This is a genomic window from Streptomyces longwoodensis (genome assembly GCF_001514125.1).
GTDB classification, from domain to species: domain Bacteria; phylum Actinomycetota; class Actinomycetes; order Streptomycetales; family Streptomycetaceae; genus Streptomyces; species Streptomyces longwoodensis.
In genome coordinates this window covers 557,910-576,709 of sequence record NZ_KQ948552.1, presented here as the reverse complement: position 1 = coordinate 576,709, position 18,800 = coordinate 557,910, and the positions used below count along the sequence as shown (strand labels likewise).

At 74.0% G+C, this 18,800-nt stretch carries 20 protein-coding genes; 15 read left to right on the top strand and 5 right to left on the bottom strand.

The window, feature by feature from the left end:
• Window positions 1-91: 91 nt before the first annotated feature.
• On the bottom strand, window positions 92-223 hold the full coding sequence (locus AQJ30_RS39810) for an LPFR motif small protein (protein WP_268253509.1): 132 nt from the start codon (window positions 221-223) through the stop codon (window positions 92-94).
• A 202-nt stretch (window positions 224-425) separates the two neighbouring features.
• Between AQJ30_RS39810 and AQJ30_RS14820 the strand changes: the two genes are divergently transcribed.
• Window positions 426-1,379: a GlxA family transcriptional regulator gene (locus AQJ30_RS14820; protein ID WP_067233494.1), complete on the top strand. Its 954-nt coding sequence runs from the start codon at window positions 426-428 to the stop codon at window positions 1,377-1,379.
• 35 nt (window positions 1,380-1,414) lie between these two features.
• Entirely contained in the window at window positions 1,415-2,071 is a 657-nt protein-coding gene (locus AQJ30_RS14815; RefSeq protein WP_067233492.1) for a DJ-1/PfpI family protein, read from the top strand.
• Here AQJ30_RS14815 and AQJ30_RS14810 read toward each other — a convergent pair.
• The gene (locus tag AQJ30_RS14810; protein WP_067233491.1) at window positions 2,043-2,798 is read right to left on the bottom strand and encodes an enoyl-CoA hydratase/isomerase family protein; all 756 of its coding nucleotides are present in this window, start codon (window positions 2,796-2,798) and stop codon (window positions 2,043-2,045) included. The genes AQJ30_RS14815 and AQJ30_RS14810 overlap by 29 nt on opposite strands.
• A 112-nt stretch (window positions 2,799-2,910) precedes the next feature.
• On the opposite strand from AQJ30_RS14810, the gene AQJ30_RS14805 reads away from it, so the two are divergent.
• Both AQJ30_RS14805 and AQJ30_RS14800 read left to right on the top strand, forming a co-directional pair.
• The gene (locus tag AQJ30_RS14805; RefSeq protein ID WP_067233489.1) at window positions 2,911-3,549 is read left to right on the top strand and encodes an HdeD family acid-resistance protein; all 639 of its coding nucleotides are present in this window, start codon (window positions 2,911-2,913) and stop codon (window positions 3,547-3,549) included.
• Between the two features lie 174 nt (window positions 3,550-3,723).
• Window positions 3,724-4,242 (top strand): ATP-binding protein, encoded by a 519-nt coding sequence (locus AQJ30_RS14800; RefSeq protein WP_067233487.1) that lies wholly within the window; start codon window positions 3,724-3,726, stop codon window positions 4,240-4,242.
• Window positions 4,243-4,263: 21 nt separating this feature from the next.
• Here the strand turns inward: AQJ30_RS14800 and idi are convergent, their stop codons facing one another.
• The 3 genes from idi to galE form a co-directional block, all read right to left on the bottom strand.
• Window positions 4,264-4,857, bottom strand: a complete 594-nt coding sequence (gene idi / locus AQJ30_RS14795; RefSeq protein ID WP_067233486.1) for an isopentenyl-diphosphate Delta-isomerase — start codon at window positions 4,855-4,857, stop codon at window positions 4,264-4,266.
• A gap of 219 nt (window positions 4,858-5,076) precedes the next feature.
• Window positions 5,077-6,012, bottom strand: coding sequence for a cation diffusion facilitator family transporter (locus tag AQJ30_RS14790; RefSeq protein WP_067233484.1), 936 nt, complete (start codon window positions 6,010-6,012; stop codon window positions 5,077-5,079).
• Between the two features lie 162 nt (window positions 6,013-6,174).
• Complete coding sequence (gene galE, locus AQJ30_RS14785; protein WP_067233482.1) at window positions 6,175-7,173, bottom strand: UDP-glucose 4-epimerase GalE; 999 nt, start codon at window positions 7,171-7,173, stop codon at window positions 6,175-6,177.
• Window positions 7,174-7,449: 276 nt separating this feature from the next.
• Between galE and AQJ30_RS14780 the strand changes: the two genes are divergently transcribed.
• The 11 genes from AQJ30_RS14780 to AQJ30_RS14735 all read left to right on the top strand — a co-directional run bounded on the left by AQJ30_RS14780 (window position 7,450) and on the right by AQJ30_RS14735 (window position 18,704).
• Entirely contained in the window at window positions 7,450-9,294 is a 1,845-nt protein-coding gene (locus AQJ30_RS14780) for a DUF5941 domain-containing protein (protein WP_079084038.1), read from the top strand.
• A complete protein-coding gene (locus AQJ30_RS14775; RefSeq protein WP_067233480.1) occupies window positions 9,291-10,043 on the top strand; it encodes a phosphocholine cytidylyltransferase family protein in 753 nt (250 codons plus the stop codon). Before AQJ30_RS14780 ends, AQJ30_RS14775 begins: the two co-directional genes overlap by 4 nt.
• Window positions 10,031-11,092 (top strand): iron-containing alcohol dehydrogenase family protein, encoded by a 1,062-nt coding sequence (locus tag AQJ30_RS14770; RefSeq protein ID WP_067233479.1) that lies wholly within the window; start codon window positions 10,031-10,033, stop codon window positions 11,090-11,092. The genes AQJ30_RS14775 and AQJ30_RS14770 overlap by 13 nt, the downstream gene beginning before the upstream one ends.
• Window positions 11,070-11,849, top strand: a complete 780-nt coding sequence (locus tag AQJ30_RS14765; RefSeq protein ID WP_079084037.1) for a CDP-alcohol phosphatidyltransferase family protein — start codon at window positions 11,070-11,072, stop codon at window positions 11,847-11,849. Before AQJ30_RS14770 ends, AQJ30_RS14765 begins: the two co-directional genes overlap by 23 nt.
• A 5-nt stretch (window positions 11,850-11,854) precedes the next feature.
• Window positions 11,855-12,742: a glycosyltransferase family 2 protein gene (locus AQJ30_RS14760; RefSeq protein WP_067233477.1), complete on the top strand. Its 888-nt coding sequence runs from the start codon at window positions 11,855-11,857 to the stop codon at window positions 12,740-12,742.
• A 96-nt stretch (window positions 12,743-12,838) separates the two neighbouring features.
• A complete protein-coding gene (locus tag AQJ30_RS14755; RefSeq protein ID WP_067233475.1) occupies window positions 12,839-13,717 on the top strand; it encodes an ABC transporter permease in 879 nt (292 codons plus the stop codon).
• A gap of 395 nt (window positions 13,718-14,112) precedes the next feature.
• Window positions 14,113-15,012, top strand: coding sequence for a squalene synthase HpnC (gene hpnC / locus AQJ30_RS14750; RefSeq protein ID WP_067233473.1), 900 nt, complete (start codon window positions 14,113-14,115; stop codon window positions 15,010-15,012).
• Window positions 15,009-15,974, top strand: coding sequence for a presqualene diphosphate synthase HpnD (gene hpnD / locus AQJ30_RS14745; protein ID WP_067233471.1), 966 nt, complete (start codon window positions 15,009-15,011; stop codon window positions 15,972-15,974). Before hpnC ends, hpnD begins: the two co-directional genes overlap by 4 nt.
• Window positions 15,974-16,126, top strand: a complete 153-nt coding sequence (locus AQJ30_RS40120; protein WP_356399132.1) for a DUF6380 family protein — start codon at window positions 15,974-15,976, stop codon at window positions 16,124-16,126. Before hpnD ends, AQJ30_RS40120 begins: the two co-directional genes overlap by 1 nt.
• Window positions 16,123-17,583: a hydroxysqualene dehydroxylase HpnE gene (gene hpnE, locus AQJ30_RS14740; RefSeq protein WP_079084035.1), complete on the top strand. Its 1,461-nt coding sequence runs from the start codon at window positions 16,123-16,125 to the stop codon at window positions 17,581-17,583. Before AQJ30_RS40120 ends, hpnE begins: the two co-directional genes overlap by 4 nt.
• The gene (locus AQJ30_RS14735; RefSeq protein WP_079084034.1) at window positions 17,580-18,704 is read left to right on the top strand and encodes a polyprenyl synthetase family protein; all 1,125 of its coding nucleotides are present in this window, start codon (window positions 17,580-17,582) and stop codon (window positions 18,702-18,704) included. Before hpnE ends, AQJ30_RS14735 begins: the two co-directional genes overlap by 4 nt.
• The last annotated feature ends 96 nt before the right edge of the window (window positions 18,705-18,800 follow it).

Below are 18,800 nucleotides of genomic sequence, written 5' to 3'. Positions count from 1 at the left end.
GCCACCGACAGCCCGGGACCAGGCCACGGACCCGGCGCGGCGGACCGCGCAGGTCCGTGCGCCGGGAGGGGAGGGGGCCGGGGTGAGGGAGCTAGGCGCGGCGCCCCCGGGCCGAGCCGGAGGCGCCGCCGAACAGGCGGCCCAGGGCCCGGAAGGGCAGCGTGACGACGGTGGCCACCGCGCCGCCGATCTGGCGCAGGACGTCGGCGATCGCTCGGAACATGGGACTTCCTCTCTCCGTGGCTTGCGTGAGGGCTTCCCGTCAGGGCTTCCCGTGGGGGTTTCCCGTGGTGGGCACTCCCTCCCTCCCGCATACCGCGCACCGCGCCGGACATGCCTGCGTACCGCGGCGCCCCGGGCCGACGGCAGGAAAGGTGGGGAACCCGTCATTGCGGCCATGAACGCCCCGCCCGAAGAATCGGGGCATGCCCCAGCGAACCGTCCTCGTCGTCCTCTTCGACGGCGTGCAGAGCCTCGACGTCACCGGCCCCCTGGAGGTCTTCGCGGGCGCCGAGCGGCACACCCCGGGGACGTACCGGATCCGCACCGCCTCCCTGGACGGCGCCCCGGTGCGCACTTCCAGCGGGCTGACCCTGGTGCCCGACGGCCCGCTGGCCGGGGCCCGCGACCCGCACACCCTGCTGGTGCCCGGCGGGGAGGGCACCCGGACCTCCGACCCGGAGCTGACCGCGTGGCTGCGGGCGCACGGCCCCCGGGCCCGGCGTCTGGTCTCGGTCTGCACGGGGGCGATCCTGCTGGCCGGGGCGGGCCTGCTGGACGGCCGCCGGGTCACGACGCACTGGAGCTACTGCGCCAAGCTGGCCCGCGACCACCCGTCCGTCACGGTCGAGCCGGACCCCGTCTACGTCCGTGACGGCCACGTCGCCACCTCGGCCGGCGTCACCGCGGGCATCGACCTCGCACTGGCCCTGGTCGAGGAGGACCTGGACCGGGACGCCGCGCTGACCGTCGCCCGCCACCTGGTGGTGTTCCTGCGCAGGCCGGGCAACCAGGCCCAGTTCAGCGCCCAGCTCGCCGCGCAGACCGCCCGCCGCGACCCCCTGCGGGAGGTGCAGCGCTGGATCACCGAGCACCCCGCCGACGACCTGTCCGTGGAGGCGCTCGCGGCCCGCGCCCGCCTCTCCCCGCGCCACTTCGCCCGCGCCTTCCGCGACGAGACCGGCACCACCCCCGGCCGCTACGTCGACCGGGTCCGCCTGGAGCACGCGCGCCGGCTCCTCGAGGACACCGCCGACGGCGTCGAGGAGGTCTCCCGCGCCAGCGGCTACGGCACCCCCGAGGCCATGCGCCGCGCCTTCGTCAAGGCCCTCGGCACGCCCCCGGCGGAGTACCGCCGCCGCTTCCGCCCGGCCCACTGATCCGACCCGTACACCACCCCTGGGAAGGGACACCCATGCAGATCGCGATCGTGCTCTACGACGGCTTCACCGCGCTCGACGCCGTCGGCCCCTACGAGACCCTGGGCCGCCTCCCGGGCGCCGAGACCGTCTTCGTCGCCGAGGAGACCGGCCCCGTCCGCACCGACACCGGCGCGCTGGCCCTGGTCGCCGACCGGACGCTCGCCGAGGTGCCGCACCCCGACGTCCTGGTCGTGCCGGGCGGCCCCGGCCAGTCCGCGCTGATGACGCACGCCCCGCTGCTGGACTGGCTGCGCGCCGCCGACGCCGGAAGCACCTGGACCACCTCGGTGTGCACCGGCTCGCTGCTGCTGGCCGCCGCCGGACTGCTCCGCGGCCGCCGGGCCACCTCCCACTGGCTCGCCCTGGACGCGCTGCACGCCCACGGCGCCGAACCCACTGGCGAACGGGTCGTCACCGACGGCAAGTACGTCACCGCGGCCGGCGTCTCCGCCGGCATCGACATGGGCCTGACCCTGCTCGGCCGGATCGCGGGCGACGAGCACGCCCGGGCGGTCCAGCTGCTCACCGAGTACGACCCGCAGCCGCCCTACGACGCGGGCTCCCCGCACAAGGCGCCGGCCCACCTGGTGGAACAGCTGCGCGCCCGGAGCCGTTTCATCCTCACCCGGGGCCCGGCACCGTCCAGGTGAAGCGCGGCCCGCGCCGCTGGAGGAACGCGGTGACGCCCTCCGCGGGGTCGTCGCTGCCGCGGGCCTGCTCGGCCCAGTGGGCGTCGCGGTCGGTGCGGCCGTCGGCGAACTCCTTCGCCGCGGCCTGCGTCAGCTGCGAGCGCGAGACCAGGACACGGGTGAACTCGGCGACGCGCTTGCCGAGTTCACCCTCGGGCAGCACCTCGTCGACCAGGCCGGTGCGCAGCGCGCGCGGCGCGTCGATCAACTCGCCCGAGAACAGCAGGTACTTCGCGGTCGCCGGACCCACCAGCGTCACCAGCCGCCGGGTGGCCGCCGCCGGGTACACCAGCCCGAGCTTCGCGGGCGTCACCCCGAACAGCGCGCCCTCCTCGGCGAACCGCAGGTCGCAGGCCGCCGCCAACTGCGCCCCGCCGCCCACGCAGTGGCCCCGGACCGCCGCGAGGGTCGGCTTGGGGAACGCGGCCAGCGCCTCCTCGGCGCGCTGCGCCAGGCGCTGCGCCTCGTCCGGCGACCCCTGGAGCGAGGAGATGTCGGCCCCCGCGCAGAACGTGCCGCCCTCCCCGGTCAGCACCAGCGCCCGTACGCCGGGATCGGCGGCGAGGCCGTCCAGCAGCGGCGGCAGCGCGCGCCACATCGCGGCGGTCATCGCGTTGCGCTTGGCGGGGTGGTGGATGACGACGGTGGCGACCGAGTCGGTGACACCGTGCAGCAACTGGGGCTCCATGGGCCGGATGCTAGCCGCCGTGGGGCGCTGACGATCACGGCGGGCGATGTGAGCGTTACGACACCACGGGGCAGGGGACCCGCAGGGGCAGGACGACGCCAGGAGGTGCGCCATGACCGCGGCAACCCCGCCCGGGGACACGACGACCCAGCTCAAGCGGGGCTTCGGCTGGCTCGCCGTGCTCGGCGCCGTCCTGGTGGCTGCGGGCCTCGTCGGGCTCGTCTACGCCGGTGTGGCCACGCTCACGTCGATGCTGCTGTTCGGCTGGCTGCTGCTGATCGGCGGCCTGGTCGGCCTGCTGCACGCGATCCAGGCGCGCGGCACCAACTTCTTCTGGCTCGGCGTCATCGTGGCCGCGCTGAACATCGCCGCGGGCGTGGTCGTCGTGCGCCGCCCGGACGCGACGGCCGCCGCGCTCAGCATGTTCGCCGCCCTGCTGTTCCTGTCCGCCGGCGTGTTCCGGCTGGTGGGCACCCTGGTCGTGCGCGGCACCCACTTCGGCTGGACGCTGGTGCTGGGCGCCTTCGACCTGCTGCTCGGCGTGCTGGTGCTGGCGAACTGGCCGAGCAGCAGCCAGTACGTCATCGGCACCTTCTTCTCCCTCGCCCTGCTGTTCGACGGGCTGGGCCTGGTCGCCACCGGCTACGGCGGGCGGCGCATCGTCGGCATGGTCTCCGAGCGGCTCGCCGGGGACACCCGTCCCGGGGACGGGCCGGGCGACGCCCACGTGAAACCCGTACAACCGGAATAGATCGCGAACGCGGCCCGCCCGGAACAGAAGCGGTCACCGGGGCGACCGGGCCGGACAGGGCGGGTCGGAAACGCTCGATACCCGCTGACTTGTGTTCAGTCGGGTGGGGGGCGGAGGCTCGTTCCCAACACTTCAGGCGTGGTGACAACCGAGCGCGAGGGTGGCGGACTGACGATGGACAACCAGGGGCGAGGGCCCGGCCCACGCCCGGAGGACGGCACGGACGGACCCCTCGGTCCGGTGGGCGACCCGGTGCCCCGGCCGCTGCCGTACGAGGGCGTCTGGCGGTTCACCGCCCCCGCCGTGGACGCCTCGGTGCCCCAGGCGCGGCACGCCGTACGGGACCTGCTGCACCGTCAGGGGGTGCCCGTCTCGGAGGACCTGGTGCAGGCGCTGTTGCTGATCGTCTCCGAACTGGTGACCAACGCGGTGCGGCACGCGGCCCTGCTGTCGCCCACGCTGGCCGTGGAGGTGGCCGTGGGGGCGGAGTGGGTGCGGGTGTCGGTGGAGGACAACCACCCCTACCGCCCGACCGCGCTGGAGAACCCGCACAGCGCCACCGGCGGGCGGGGCCTGCTGCTGGTCCGGGAGATCACCCGGGAGGCGGGCGGGGTGTGCGACGTCGAGCACACCGCGAGCGGCGGCAAGGTCATCTGGGCGGCCCTGCCGCTCAAGCCCGCCGGGGCGCCCTGACACCGGGGCGCCTGACCGGGCTCACCAGCCCGCGGAGTGCCCCGTCAGCTCGCGGATCGCGGGCCGGGCCGCGTCCAGCACCGTCATGAACCAGGCGGAGAAGGGGTCCGCGGCGTGCCGCGCCTCCAGCGCGGCTGAGGTCACGTACGCCGTGTCGCCGACCTCCTCCGGGTCGGGCCGCAGCGGGGACTGCACCAGGCCGACGAACAGGTGGTTGTACTCCTGCTCCACCAGGCCCGAGGCCGGGTCCGGGTGGTTGTAGCGCACCGTGCCCGCCTCGGCCAGCAGCGTCGGGGAGACGCCCAGCTCCTCGAAGGTGCGCCGGGCGGCCGCCGCGAACGGCGCCTCGCCGGGGTAGGGGTGGCCGCAGCAGGTGTTGGACCACACGCCGGGGGAGTGGTACTTGCCGAGCGCCCGCTGCTGGAGCAGCAGCCGGCCGCGCTCGTCGAAGAGGAACACCGAGAACGCGCGGTGCAGCTGCCCCGGCGGCTGGTGGGCGGTCAGTTTCTCCGCGGTGCCGATCGTCACGCCGTCCTCGTCGACCAGTTCCAGCAGAATCGCGTCAGCGGTGCCGTTCGACGAGCTGTGCGTCGCGGTGGCAGGTGTGATCGGCATACCCATCCTTAGCTTCGGTCCTCGCGCACCCCAGTCTGCCGCACGCCTGCGCCAGTCCCGGCGTGTCACGGCGCCGGAAGCGGGGCCCGATGGGTGATCTTGCCCGGCCGGACCGGCGGGGAACCGCTACGGGAGGGTGGTGCGGGGGGCACGCGTGCGAGGGTGCCGGCCCGCGGTGCGACTCCGGACCGGCCCGCCCCGGGAAGGCCGGTCACCGCCTCAGTGGCAGAGCCGCGCCTCGTGCTCGGCGTGTCCCACCGGCTCCAGCTGGAAGGTGCAGTGCTCCACGTCGAAGTGGTCGCCCAGGCAGCCCTGGAGCTCGTGCAGCAGCTTCTCGTGGCCGATCGCGCTCAGCACGTCCGAGCGCACCACCACGTGCGCCGACAGCACCGGCATCCCGGAGGTGATGGTCCAGGCGTGCAGGTCGTGCACGTCCTCCACCCCGTCCAGGGCCAGGATGTGCGAGCGCACCTCCGCCATGTCGACCCCGCGGGGCGCCGCCTCCAGCAGGACGTCCAGCGTCTCCCGCAGCAGCTTCACCGTGCGCGGCACGATCATCAGGCCGATCACCAGCGAGGCGATCGGGTCGGCCGCGGCCCAGCCCGTGGTGAGGATCACCACCGCGGACAGGATCACCGCCACCGAGCCCAGCGCGTCCGCGGCCACCTCCAGGAAGGCGCCGCGCACGTTCAGGCTCTCCGCCTGGCCGCGCATCAGCAGCGTCAGCGAGACCGAGTTCGCGACCAGGCCGATCGCACCGAACACGATCATCAGGCCGCCCTCGGTCCCGGCCGGGGTGAAGAAGCGCTGGACGGCCTCGTACAGCACGTACCCGCCGACCCCGAGCAGCAGCAGGCAGTTGGCCAGCGCGGCCAGGATCTCCGCGCGGGCGTAGCCGAAGGTGCGGTGCGTGGTGGCCGGGAGGCCCGCGAAGTGGATGGCGAGCAGCGCCATGCCGAGGCCCAGCGCGTCGGTCGCCATGTGGGCGGCATCCGCGATCAGCGCCAGCGAGTCCGCGAGCACCCCGCCGACGATCTCGACGACCATCACGGTCAGCGTGATGCCGAGCGCGGCCCGCAGTCTGCCGCGGTGGGCGGCGGCCGCCGTCCCGCCGGCCGGCGCGTGCGTGTGTCCGTGGTCGTGCCCAGCCCCCATGGGAAAGCCGCCTCCAAAGGTCGCCGGACGGCGGGCGCGTGCCGTCCGGGCTCACAGTGAACTACGGGTGGGGGGTATCGGGCAACGCGGCACTGAACACCGTTGTCATTGCTGTGACCTGCGGAAACGAACGACGCACCCGCAGGCGGGCCGCGCCGCAGGTCAGCGCGTCGCCACCGGGGCGGCCGGCTCGCCGCCGTGGTGCAGCCGCCACCCCCGCCAGGCCGACTCGACCATCTCGCGCACCCCGCGCCGGGCCGTCCAGCCCAGCTCCCGGGCGGCCAGCGCGGCCGACGCCACGGCCCGCGGGGCGTCACCCGGCCGGCGCCCCTCGACCACCGCGGGCCGCCGGTCCCCGGTGACCTCGCCGATCAGCGTCACCAGCTCCCGGACCGAGACGCCCTCGCCCCGACCGATGTTCACCGTGAGGTCCCCGGACGCGTCCGGCGCGGACAGCCGGCGCGCCGCCGCCAGGTGCGCCTCGGCGAGGTCGGCCACGTGGATGTAGTCGCGCACGCACGTCCCGTCCGGCGTCGGGTAGTCGTCGCCGAAGATCCGCGGGGCCTCGTCGCGGGTGAGCCGGTCGAAGACCATCGGGACGATGTTGAACACGCCCGTGTCGGCCAGCTCGGGTGCGGCCGCGCCCGCCACGTTGAAGTAGCGCAGGCAGGTCGTCGCGACGCCGTGCGCCTGTCCCGCAGCCCGCACCAGCCACTCCCCGGCCAGCTTGGTCTCGCCGTACGGGTTCACCGGCGCGCACGGGGTGTCCTCGGTGATCAGGTCCACGTCCGGGTTGCCGTACACCGCGGCGGACGAGGAGAACAGGAACCGCCCGATCCCCGCCGCGGCGACCGCGTCCAGCAGTGTGGCGAGCCCGCCGACGTTCTCCCGGTAGTAGCGGGTCGGCTGCGCCACCGACTCGGCGACCTGCTTGCGCGCGGCCAGGTGCACCACGCCGGTCACCGCGTGCTCGGCGAAGGTCCGCTCCAGCAGCGCCCCGTCCGACAGCGGGCCCGGGACCAGGGGGACGTCCGCCGGGAGCCGCCCGGGGACCCCGGTCGACAGGTCGTCCAGGACGACGACCCGCTCCCCGGCGCCCGCCATCGCCCGCACCACGTGCGCCCCTATGTATCCGGCCCCGCCGGTGATCAGCCACGTCATGGTCGTCCACCCTATGCGCGCGCACCCGGCCGGTGCGCAATGTCCCCGATGTCGGGTCCGGGGCCGCACGGTTTGTGGCGGGGACCACCGATCACCGATGATGATCGCGGCGGAGGCCGGTGCAGACGGTCTTGATCGGGACTGAACGGCCGGTGAACGACGGTTTCCCGGCATCCGATAGCCTCTGCCGACATGCCGCCCGCCGGGAGTCGCCCAGGGGCGCCCCCACCACGCAGACGACCGGCGTGCCACGCGCCGCACAGGGAGTGAGTTCGGTTGCCGACCGCCATCCTCACCGGTCAGCCGGTGCCCGGATCGTCGATCGAGTCGGACCTGCGGGACCTCGGCTTCGACGTCCGCACCGCCTCCGACCCCGCCGACGCCGAGGCACTGCTCGCCGCGGTGCCGGGCGAGGAGCGGGTCGCCCTCGTCGACGCCCGCTTCGTCGGCCACCCGCACGCCCTGCGCCTCGGGCTCACCGACCCGCGCTTCCCGCTCGCCGCGGTCCCCGGCGCCGTCACCGCCCGGGCCGAGGGCCGCCAGGCACTGACCCGCGCGCTGGCCCGCGAGACCTCCGCCGCCGGCGGCACGGCCCACGCGGGCACCCCCGCGCGGACGACGCTGAGCGTGGGGGACCCGGCGGGGGTGGACAGCCTCGCCGACCGGATCGTCACCGCGCTGGACGCCGACGGCGTCACGGTGCACCGCCCCGAGCTCGGCAGCCTGGTCGCCGCGGTCCCCGCCGACCCCCAGGCCCGCAACGAGGCGCGGCAGGCGGTCGCCGCCCTCGACGACGAGGCCGTACGCCTGAAGTCGGCCGTGAAGGCCCGCGACGGCTTCTTCACCACCTTCTTCATCAGCCCGTACTCCCGCTACATCGCCCGCTGGTGCGCCCGGCGCGGCCTGACCCCCAACCAGGTCACCACCGCCTCCCTGCTCACCGCCCTGATCGCGGCGAGCTGCGCGGCCACCGGCACCCGGGCGGGCTTCGTCGCGGCGGGCGTCCTGCTGATCGTGTCCTTCGTGCTGGACTGCACCGACGGCCAGCTGGCCCGCTACTCCCTGCAGTACTCCACGCTCGGCGCCTGGCTCGACGCCACCTTCGACCGGGCCAAGGAGTACGCCTACTACGCGGGGCTCGCGCTGGGCGCGGCCCGCGGCGGCGACGACGTGTGGGCCCTCGCGCTCGGCGCGATGGTCCTGCAGACCTGCCGGCACGTGGTCGACTTCTCCTTCAACGAGGCCAACCACGACGCCACGGCGAACACCAGCCCGACCGCCGCCCTCTCCGACAAGCTCGACAGCGTCGGCTGGACGGTCTGGGTGCGCCGGATGATAGTGCTGCCCATCGGTGAACGATGGGCCATGATCGCCGTTCTGACCGCGGCCACCACCCCGCGGATCACCTTCTACGCACTGCTGGCCGGCTGCGCCCTCGCGGCCACGTACACGACGGCCGGCCGGGTGCTGCGGTCGCTGACCCGCAAGGCGCAGCGCACCGATCGCGCAGCGCGCGCCCTGGCCGACCTGGCGGACAACGGCCCCCTCGCCGAGCTGCTGGCGCGGGTCCTGCCCGCGGGGCGCTTCCCGGCGCTGCTGTGGGCCGTGGCCGGAGCCGTGCTCCTGCCGCTCGCCGCCTGGATCGACGGACCGGGCTGGTCGGTCGTCCTGTGCGCCGTCGTCTACGTGCTGCTGTCCTCCGAGGCCGTCGCCCACCCCCTCAAGGGCGCCCTCGACTGGCTCGTCCCGCCCCTGTTCCGCGCCGCCGAGTACGGCACCGTGCTGATCCTCGCGGCGAAGTCGGACGTTAACGGAGCGCTACCGGCGGCTTTCGGACTGGTGGCCGCCGTCGCCTACCATCACTACGACACGGTGTACCGCATCCGCGGTGACGCCGGAGCGCCGCCGGCCTGGCTGGTGCGCGCCGTCGGGGGGCAGGAGGGGCGGACGCTGCTCGTCACCGTCCTCGCCGCACTGCTCACCGCGGCGCAGTTCAAGGTCGCGCTCACGGTCCTGGCCGTGGCCGTCGCCCTCGTGGTGCTCGTCGAGAGCATCCGCTTCTGGGTCGCCGCCCACCAGGGTGGCGCCCCGGCCGTACACGATGAAGGAGAACCCGCATGATCGGCCTCGTGCTGGCGGCCGGCGCCGGACGGCGTCTGCGCCCCTACACCGACAGCCTGCCCAAGGCGCTGGTGCCGGTGGGGCCCGCGGGCATAGAGGGCGAGCCCACGGTGCTCGACCTGACCCTCGCCAACTTCGCCGAGGTCGGCCTGACGGAGGCCGCGATCATCGTCGGCTACCGCAAGGAGGCCGTGTACGCGCGCAAGGCGGCGCTGGAGGAGAAGTACGGGCTGCGGCTGACCCTGATCGACAACGACAAGGCCGAGGAGTGGAACAACGCCTACTCCCTGTGGTGCGGCCGTGACGCCCTCAAGGACGGCGTGATCCTCGCCAACGGCGACACCGTGCACCCGGTCTCGGTGGAGAAGACCCTGCTCGCCGCCCGCGGCGAGGGCCGGCGGATCATCCTCGCCCTGGACACCGTGAAGTCCCTCGCGGACGAGGAGATGAAGGTCGTCGTCGACCCGGCCCGGGGCATGACGAAGATCACCAAGCTGATGGACCCCGCCGAGGCCACCGGCGAGTACATCGGCGTCACCCTCATCGAGGGCGACGCCGCCCCGGAACTGGCCGACGCCCTCAAGACCGTCTGGGAGACCGACCCCCAGCAGTTCTACGAGCACGGCTACCAGGAGCTCGTCCACCGCGGCTTCCGCATCGACGTCGCGCCGATCGGCGACGTGCCGTGGGTGGAGATCGACAACCACGACGACCTCGCCCGCGGACGGGAGATCGCGTGCCAGTACTGACCCGGCTGATCCCCTCCCCGCTCGTCGTCGACATCCGCCCCGGCGCCCTCGACGACCTGGGCTGCGTGCTCGCCGACGAGCGCATCTCCCACTCCGGCCGCCTCGCCGTCGCCGTCAGCGGCGGCTCCGGCGCCCGGCTGCGCGAGCGGATCGCCCCCACCCTGCCCGGCGCCACCTGGTACGAGGTCGGCGGCGGCACCCTCGACGACGCGGTCCGCCTGGCCGGCGAGATGAAGGCCGGCCACTACGACGCGGTGGTGGGCCTCGGCGGCGGCAAGATCATCGACTGCGCCAAGTTCGCCGCGGCCCGCCTCGGCCTGCCCCTGGTCGCCGTGCCGACGAACCTCGCGCACGACGGCCTGTGCTCGCCGGTCGCCACCCTCGACAACGACGCGGGCCGCGGCTCCTACGGCGTGCCCAACCCGATCGCGGTCGTCATCGACCTCGACGTCATCCGCGAGGCCCCGGTCCGCTTCGTGCGGGCCGGGATCGGCGACGCCGTCTCCAACGTCTCGGCGATCGCCGACTGGGAGCTCGCCCACCGCGTCAAGGGCGAGAAGATCGACGGCCTGGCCGCCGCGATCGCCCGGCAGGCGGGCGAGGCGGTGCTGCGCCACCCGGGCGGGGTCGGCGACACTGACTTCCTCCAGGTGCTGGCCGAGGCGCTGGTGCTCAGCGGCATCGCGATGTCGGTGTCGGGCGACTCCCGCCCCTGCTCCGGCGCCTGCCACGAGATCAACCACGCGTTCGACCTGCTGTACCCGCGCCGGGCGGCGGCCCACGGCGAGCAGTGCGGCCTGGCCGCCGCGTTCGCCATGTACTTGCGCGGAGCCCACGAGGAGTCGGCCCACATGGCCGGGGTGCTGCGCCGGCACGGACTGCCCGTGCTGCCGGACGAGATCGGTTTCACCACCGAGGAGTTCGTCCGGGTCGTGGCGTACGCCCCCGAGACCCGACCGGGCCGCTACACGATCCTCGAACACCTCGACCTGAAAACCGAACAGATCAAGGACGTCTACGCCGACTATGTCAAGGCCATCGGTAGCTGAACTCCGTCCGGTCGTCCACCCCGCCGGGGTGAAGGACCGGCGCAGCGGCGAGCACTGGATGGGGCGCCTCTACATGCGTGAGGTGTCCCTGCGGGTCGACCGCTACCTGGTGAACACCAGGGTCACACCCAACCAGCTCACGTACCTGATGACCGTGTGCGGCGTGCTCGCGGCCCCGGCCCTGCTGGTGCCGGGGATCGCGGGCGCGCTGCTCGGCGTGCTGATGGTCCAGCTGTACCTGCTGCTGGACTGCGTCGACGGCGAGATCGCCCGCTGGAAGAAGCAGTACTCGCTCGGCGGGGTCTACCTCGACCGGGTCGGCGCCTACCTGACCGACGCGGCCGTGCTGGTCGGCCTCGGGCTGCGCGCCGCCGACCTGTGGGGCAGCGGACGCATCGACTGGCTGTGGGCCTTCCTCGGCACCCTGGCCGCGCTCGGCGCCATCCTGATCAAGGCGGAGACCGACCTGGTCGGCGTCGCCCGGCACCAGACCGGCCGGCCGCCGGTGCAGGAGGCCGCCGCCGAGATGCGCTCCTCCGGCATGGCGCTGGCCCGCCGCGCCGCCGCCGCGCTGAAGTTCCACCGGCTGGTACTCGGCATCGAGGCGTCCCTGCTGATCCTGGTCCTGGCGATCGCCGACGCGGCCCGCGGCGACCTGTTCTTCACCCGGCTCGGCACCGCCGTGCTCGCCGGGATCGCGCTGGTGCAGACCGTGCTGCACCTGGTGTCCATCCTCGCGTCGAGCAGGCTGCGGTGAGTGCGATGGCTTCCTCCTCCCTGAAGGTCGGCGCGGTCGTCATCACCATGGGCAACCGCCCCGACGAGCTGCGCGCGCTGCTGGACTCGGTCGCCAAGCAGGACGGCGACCCCGTCCAGGTGGTCGTGGTCGGCAACGGCTCGCCGGTCCCCGACGTCCCCGAGGGCGTGCGGACCGTCGAGCTGCCCGAGAACCTCGGCATCCCCGGCGGCCGCAACGTCGGCATCGAGGCGTTCGGGCCGAGCGGCCGGGACGTCGACGTCCTGCTGTTCCTCGACGACGACGGGCTGCTCGCGCACCACGACACCGCCGAGCTCTGCCGGCGGGCCTTCGCCGAGGACCCCAAGCTCGGCATCATCAGCTTCCGCATCGCCGACCCGGACACCGGGGTCACCCAGCGCCGGCACGTGCCGCGGCTGCGCGCCTCGGACCCGATGCGCTCCTCCCGGGTCACCACCTTCCTCGGCGGCGCCAACGCGGTGCGCACCCAGGTGTTCGCCGAAGTGGGCGCCCTGCCGGACGCGTTCTTCTACGCGCACGAGGAGACCGACCTGGCCTGGCGGGCCCTCGACGCCGGCTGGATGATCGACTACCGGTCCGACATGGTGCTGTACCACCCCACCACCGCGCCCTCGCGGCACGCGGTCTACCACCGCATGGTCGCCCGCAACCGCGTCTGGCTCGCCCGCCGCAACCTTCCCGCCGTGCTGGTCCCCGTCTACCTCGGGGTCTGGATGCTGCTCACGCTGCTGCGCCGCCCCTCCCGGCCTGCGCTGAAGGCCTGGTTCGGCGGGTTCCGCGAGGGCTGGGCCACGTCCTGCGGCCCACGCCGGCCCATGAAGTGGCGCACCGTATGGCGGCTGACCCGGCTGGGTCGGCCCCCGGTCATCTGACAGGCTGCGTCCGACGGCTTCCCCCCGGTGTCCCAGGACGCCCCCGGCGTCCGACGGCGTCCTCCCGGCGTCCCCGGCAAGACGAAGGTTCCAGCTGTGAGTGAGACCCTGACCCCGGCGCAGCTCGCCGCGAAGCACGGCCTGTCCGTCAGCGGCGCCCGGCCCTCGGTCCCCGCGTACGTGCGTCAGCTCTGGGACCGGCGCCACTTCATCCTGGCCTTCTCCTCGGCGAAGCTGGCCGCCCAGTACAGCCAGGCGCGGCTCGGCCAGCTGTGGCAGGTGGCGACGCCGCTGCTGAACGCGGCCGTCTACTTCATGATCTTCGGGCTGATCCTGGGGGCCGGCCGCGGGATGCCCAAGGACGTCTACATCCCCTTCCTGGTCACCGGGGTCTTCGTGTTCACCTTCACGCAGAGCTCGGTGATGTCCGGGGTGCGCGCGATCTCCGGCAACCTGGGCCTGGTGCGCGCCCTGCACTTCCCGCGCGCCGCACTGCCCCTGTCGTTCTGCCTCCAGCAGCTCCAGCAGCTGCTGTACTCGATGATCGTGCTGTTCCTGGTGGTCGTGGGGTTCGGCAGCTACCCGGACCTGTCGTGGGCGCTGATCCTGCCGGTGCTGGCCCTGCAGTTCTGCTTCAACTCCGGACTGGCGATGATCCTCGCGCGGGCCGGGGCGCACACCCCTGACCTGGCGCAGTTGATGCCGTTCGTGATGCGCACCTGGATGTACGCCTCGGGCGTGATGTTCTCCATCCCGGTGTTCCTCGCCGACAAGCCGCAGTGGATCGCGAACGTCCTGCAGTGGAACCCGGCCGCCCTGTACATGGACCTCATGCGCTTCGCGCTCATCGAGGGGTACGGCGCCGAGAACCTGCCCGACCACGTCTGGGCCGTCGCCGGCGGCTGGGCGGTGCTCGTCGCGCTCGGCGGCTTCCTGTTCTTCTGGCAGGCCGAGGAGAAGTACGGCCGCGGCTGACCGCACCGGGTCCCCGGGCGCGTGGCCGGCCGCCGCACCGACACGCCCGGGGCCCCGCCGGAACTGCCCGGCGCGGCTCCGCGTCTGCAAAGGAAACGTCAACTCCCGCCGTCCATAGGAATCTTGACGTCAATCGGTGTGTTGTTGTGATGTGCGGGACACCCCTGCGATCACCGATGCGTTGTACAACGTAAGCTGTACCGGTCCCGAAAGGCGGCAAGTGGGGCGATAATGCGCGACACCCTCGGGCCGGGCTGCCCGGCGGGCGGCCGGGCGGCGTGTCCGAAATAGTGTGTATTGGGTCGGCGGTGTAGAACGGGAGATGTGACGGCAATGGCTACGGAGACTCCCCAGCTCGACACAGCACGTGCCGTCCCTGCCCCGGGCAGCGCACCATGACGGGACCCACCACGCGCACCGGTGACCCCGAGCGGGACACCCTCGACAAGGCCGCGCACGAGAACTTCCCCGTGGCCCCCTTCTTCCTGCCCCGCGACTGGCGCGACGACCTCATGGCCGTCTACGGCTTCGCCCGCCTCGTCGACGACATCGGCGACGGCGACCTCGCCCCCGGCGGCGCCGACGCCGCCCTGCTCGGCGTGCCCGCCGACCGGGCCGGGGACCGGCTGGTCCTGCTGGACGCGTTCGAGGCCGACCTGCGGCGCGTCTTCGACGGCACCCCCCGCCACCCCCTGCTGCGCCGCCTCCAGCCGACCGTCCGGCGCCGTTCGCTCACCCCGGGGCCGTTCCTCGGCCTGATCGCCGCGAACCGCCAGGACCAGGTGGTCTCCCGCTACGAGACCTACGACGACCTGCTGGCCTACTGCGAGCTGTCCGCCAACCCCGTCGGCCGGCTCGTGCTCGCCGTCACCGGCACCTCGACCCCCGAGCGGGTGCGCCGCTCCGACGCCGTCTGCACCGCGCTGCAGATCGTCGAACACCTCCAGGACGTGACCGAGGACCTCGGCCGCGACCGCATCTACCTGCCCGCCGAGGACATGAAGCGTTTTCACGTCCAGGAGGCGGATCTCGCCATGGCCGGCGCGAGCGCATCGGTGCGCGCCCTGGTCGCGTACGAGGCGCAACGCGCCCTCGATCTCCTGAATGAAGGCGCCCCCCTGGTGGGTAGCGTCACCGGCAGGCTCAGACTGCTGCTCGCGGGGTTCGTGGCGGGGGGAAGGGCGGCGGTCCACGCGATCGCCGCCGCCCAGTACGACGTCCTTCCCGGCCCGCCGAAGCCCGGCAAGCTCCGGCTGCTGCGCGAGGTGGGCGTGACCCTGCGAGGAAAGGGGTGATCCGGACCGTGGAGTCTCCGCCACCCGCGTCCGCACCGGTACTCGCCGCCTACAGCTACTGCGAAGCCGTCACCGGGCAGCAGGCCCGCAACTTCGCGTACGGCATCAGGCTGCTGCCCACACCCAAGCGCCGGGCGATGTCCGCGCTGTACGCGTTCTCCCGGCGCGTCGACGACATCGGCGACGGCGCGCTCGCCGCCGACGTCAAGGTCGCCCGGCTCGAGGACACCCGGACCCTGCTCGACCGGGTCCGCGCGGGCAAGGTCGAGGAGGACGACACCGACCCCGTCGCGGTCGCCCTCAGCCACGCCGCGAGCGCCTTCCCGATCCCGCTCGGCGGCCTGGACGAGCTGATCGACGGCGTCCTGATGGACGTGCGCGGCGAGACCTACGAGACCTGGGACGACCTGAAGGTCTACTGCCGCTGCGTGGCCGGCGCCATCGGCCGGCTCTCCCTCGGCGTGTTCGGCACCGAGGGCAGCGCGCGCGGCTCCGAGCGCGCCGCGGAGTACGCCGACACCCTCGGCCTCGCCCTGCAGCTCACCAACATCCTGCGCGACGTCCGCGAGGACGCCGAGGGCGGCCGCACCTACCTGCCGTCGGACGACCTGGCGAAGTTCGGCTGCTCCGCCGGATTCGACGGGCCCACCCCGCCCGAGGGCTCCGACTTCACGGGCCTCGTCCACTTCGAGGTGCGCCGCGCCCGCGCCCTGTTCGCCGAGGGCTACCGGCTGCTGCCGCTGCTCGACCGGCGCAGCGGGGCCTGTGTCGCCGCCATGGCCGGCATCTACCGCCGCCTGCTGGACCGCATCGAACGCGACCCCGAGGCCGTCCTGCGCGGCCGGGTCTCGCTGCCCGGCCGGGAGAAGGCCTACGTCGCCGTGCGCGGCCTGTCCGGCCTGGACACCCGGCACGTCTCCCGCCGCTCGCCCGCCCGGCAGGCCGCCCGGAGGCGGACCTGATGGGCGCGCCGGGCGACGCAGCGGGCCCGGACGGTCCCACCGGCGCGGCGCGGCACGCAACCCCGCGCTGCGGCGCGGCGTCCCTGAGGACATCGGTCGGTCGTGCAGGGTGTCCGCAGCACGACCGGCAGGCAGGGGAGGACGCACGATGAGCGACGGCACGCAGTCGCCCGGGGCACCGATCGCCGACGCCTCGGCGCGCGCGGGCCGCGGCGGCCCGGGCGACGGGACCACCGGCCGCGACGCCGTCGTGGTCGGCGGCGGGCTCGCCGGGATCACCGCTGCGCTGGCCCTCGCCGACGCCGGGGTGCGCGTCACCCTGCTCGAGGGCAGACCCAGGCTCGGCGGCCTGGCCTTCTCCTTCCGGCGCGGCGACCTCACCGTCGACAACGGCCAGCACGTCTACCTGCGCTGCTGCACCGCCTACCGGTGGTTCCTGGACCGGATCGAGGGCAGCGCGCTGGCCCCGCTCCAGGACCGCCTGGACGTGCCCGTGGTCGACGTGGCCAAGCCCGAGGGCCGACGGCTCGGCAGGCTGCGGCGCGACGCCCTGCCCGTGCCCCTCCACCTGGGGCGCGGTCTCGCCACGTACCCGCACCTCTCGCTCGCCGAACGCGCCCGGGTCGGCCGGGCCGCACTCGCGCTCAAGGCCCTCGACCTCACCGATCCGGCGCTGGACACGCAGGACTTCGGCAGCTGGCTCACCGCCCACGGCCAGTCCGCGCGCGCCGTGGAGGCCCTGTGGGACCTGGTCGGGGTCGCCACCCTCAACGCGGTCGCGGGCGACGCCTCGCTCGCCCTCGCCGCGATGGTGTTCAAGACCGGTCTGCTGTCCGACCCGGGAGCGGCCGACATCGGCTGGGCCCGCGTGCCGCTGGGCGAACTGCACGACCGGCTGGCCCGCAAGGCGCTCGACTCCGCGGGCGTGCGCACCGAGGTCCGTACACGCGTCACCTCCCTCTCCCGGAACGAGAACGGGCGCTGGAGCGTTCAGGTTCCCGGCGAGACGCTGCACGCCGACGCCGTCGTCCTCGCCGTACCCCAGCGCGAGACGCACGACCTGCTGCCGGCCGGGGCCCTCGACGCCCCCGAGCGGCTGCTCGCCCTCGGCACCGCGCCCATCCTCAACGTGCACGTCGTCTACGACCGCAAGGTGCTCGCCGCCCCCTTCGTCGCGGCCCTCGGCACCCCCCTGCAGTGGGTGTTCGACCGCACCGACGCCTCCGGGCTGCGCGAGGGCCAGTACCTCGCGGTGTCCCAGTCGGCCGCGCAGGACGAGATCGACGCCCCCGTGGCCGTCCTGCGCGAGCGCTACCTGCCGGAGCTGGAGCGGCTGCTGCCCGCGGCCCGCGGCGCCGGGGTGCGGGACTTCTTCGTCACCCGGGAGCGCACCGCGACGTTCGCCCCCGCCCCCGGCGCCGCACGGCTCAGGCCCGGCGCCCGCACCAAGGCACCCGGCCTGTACCTGGCCGGGGCGTGGACCGCCACCGGGTGGCCCGCGACCATGGAGAGTGCGGTCCGCAGCGGCGTGAGCGCGGCCGACGCCGCGCTCGGCGCCCTGGGCCGGTCCCGCGACCGCCTCCCGGAGTTCTTCGGGGAGGCCGCATGACAGCCGATCTGCGTGGGCCCGGCCCCCGTACCTCCGGCACCGCAACAAGAGGAGAAACAGTGCCCCCTGTGCCCCCGGCCACGACTGCCGCGGTGGACGTGTCCGCGCTGCTGGAGCGCGGCCGGACCCTGGCCACCCCGGTGCTGCGGGCGGCCGTCGACCGCCTGGCGCCGCCCATGGACACGGTCGCCGCCTACCACTTCGGCTGGATCGACGCCCAGGGCAACCCCGTGCACGGCGACGGGGGCAAGGCGGTGCGCCCCGCCCTGGCCGTGCTGTCCGCCGAGGTCACCGGCGCCCGGCCGGAGACCGGCGTGCCCGGCGCGGTCGCCGTCGAGCTGGTGCACAACTTCTCGCTCCTGCACGACGACCTGATGGACGGCGACGAACAGCGCCGCCACCGCGACACCGTGTGGAAGGTGCACGGCCCCGCCCAGGCGATCCTGGTCGGCGACGCCCTGTTCGCCCTCGCCAACGAGGTCCTGCTCGAACTCGGCACCGTCGAGGCCGGCCGCGCCACCCGCCGGCTGACCAGCGCCAGCCGCGCCCTGATCGACGGCCAGGCCCAGGACATCTCCTACGAGCACCGCGACCGCGTCAGCGTCGAGGAGTGCCTGGAGATGGAGGGCAACAAGACCGGCGCCCTGCTGGCCTGCGCCAGCTCCATCGGCGCGGTGCTCGGCGGCGCCGACGACGCGACCGCCGACGCCCTGGAGAAGTACGGCTACCACCTCGGCCTGGCGTTCCAGGCCGTCGACGACCTCCTCGGCATCTGGGGCGACCCGGAGTCCACGGGCAAGCAGACCTGGAGCGACCTGCGCCAGCGCAAGAAGTCCCTGCCGGTGGTGGCCGCCCTCGCGGCGGGCGGCGGCGCCTCCGAGCGGCTCGGCGACATCCTCGCCGCCGATGCCAAGAGCAGCGACTTCGACACCTTCTCCGAGGAGGAGTTCGCGGCCCGGGCGCGGCTCATCGAGGAGGCCGGCGGCCGCGAGTGGACCGCCGGGGAAGCCCGCCGTCAGCACACCATCGCCATCGAAGCCCTCGACGCCGTCGACATGCCCGGCGAGGTCCGGGCCCGGTTCACGGCACTCGCCGACTTCGTCGTCGTACGAAAGAGATGATCACTATCGGTCGAATAACCCTCGCGTAGTCGCCGGCCGGTGCCCCTGGGCGCCGACCCTCAGCACCGGCCGACGGCGGACCCACAGCAGCACGAC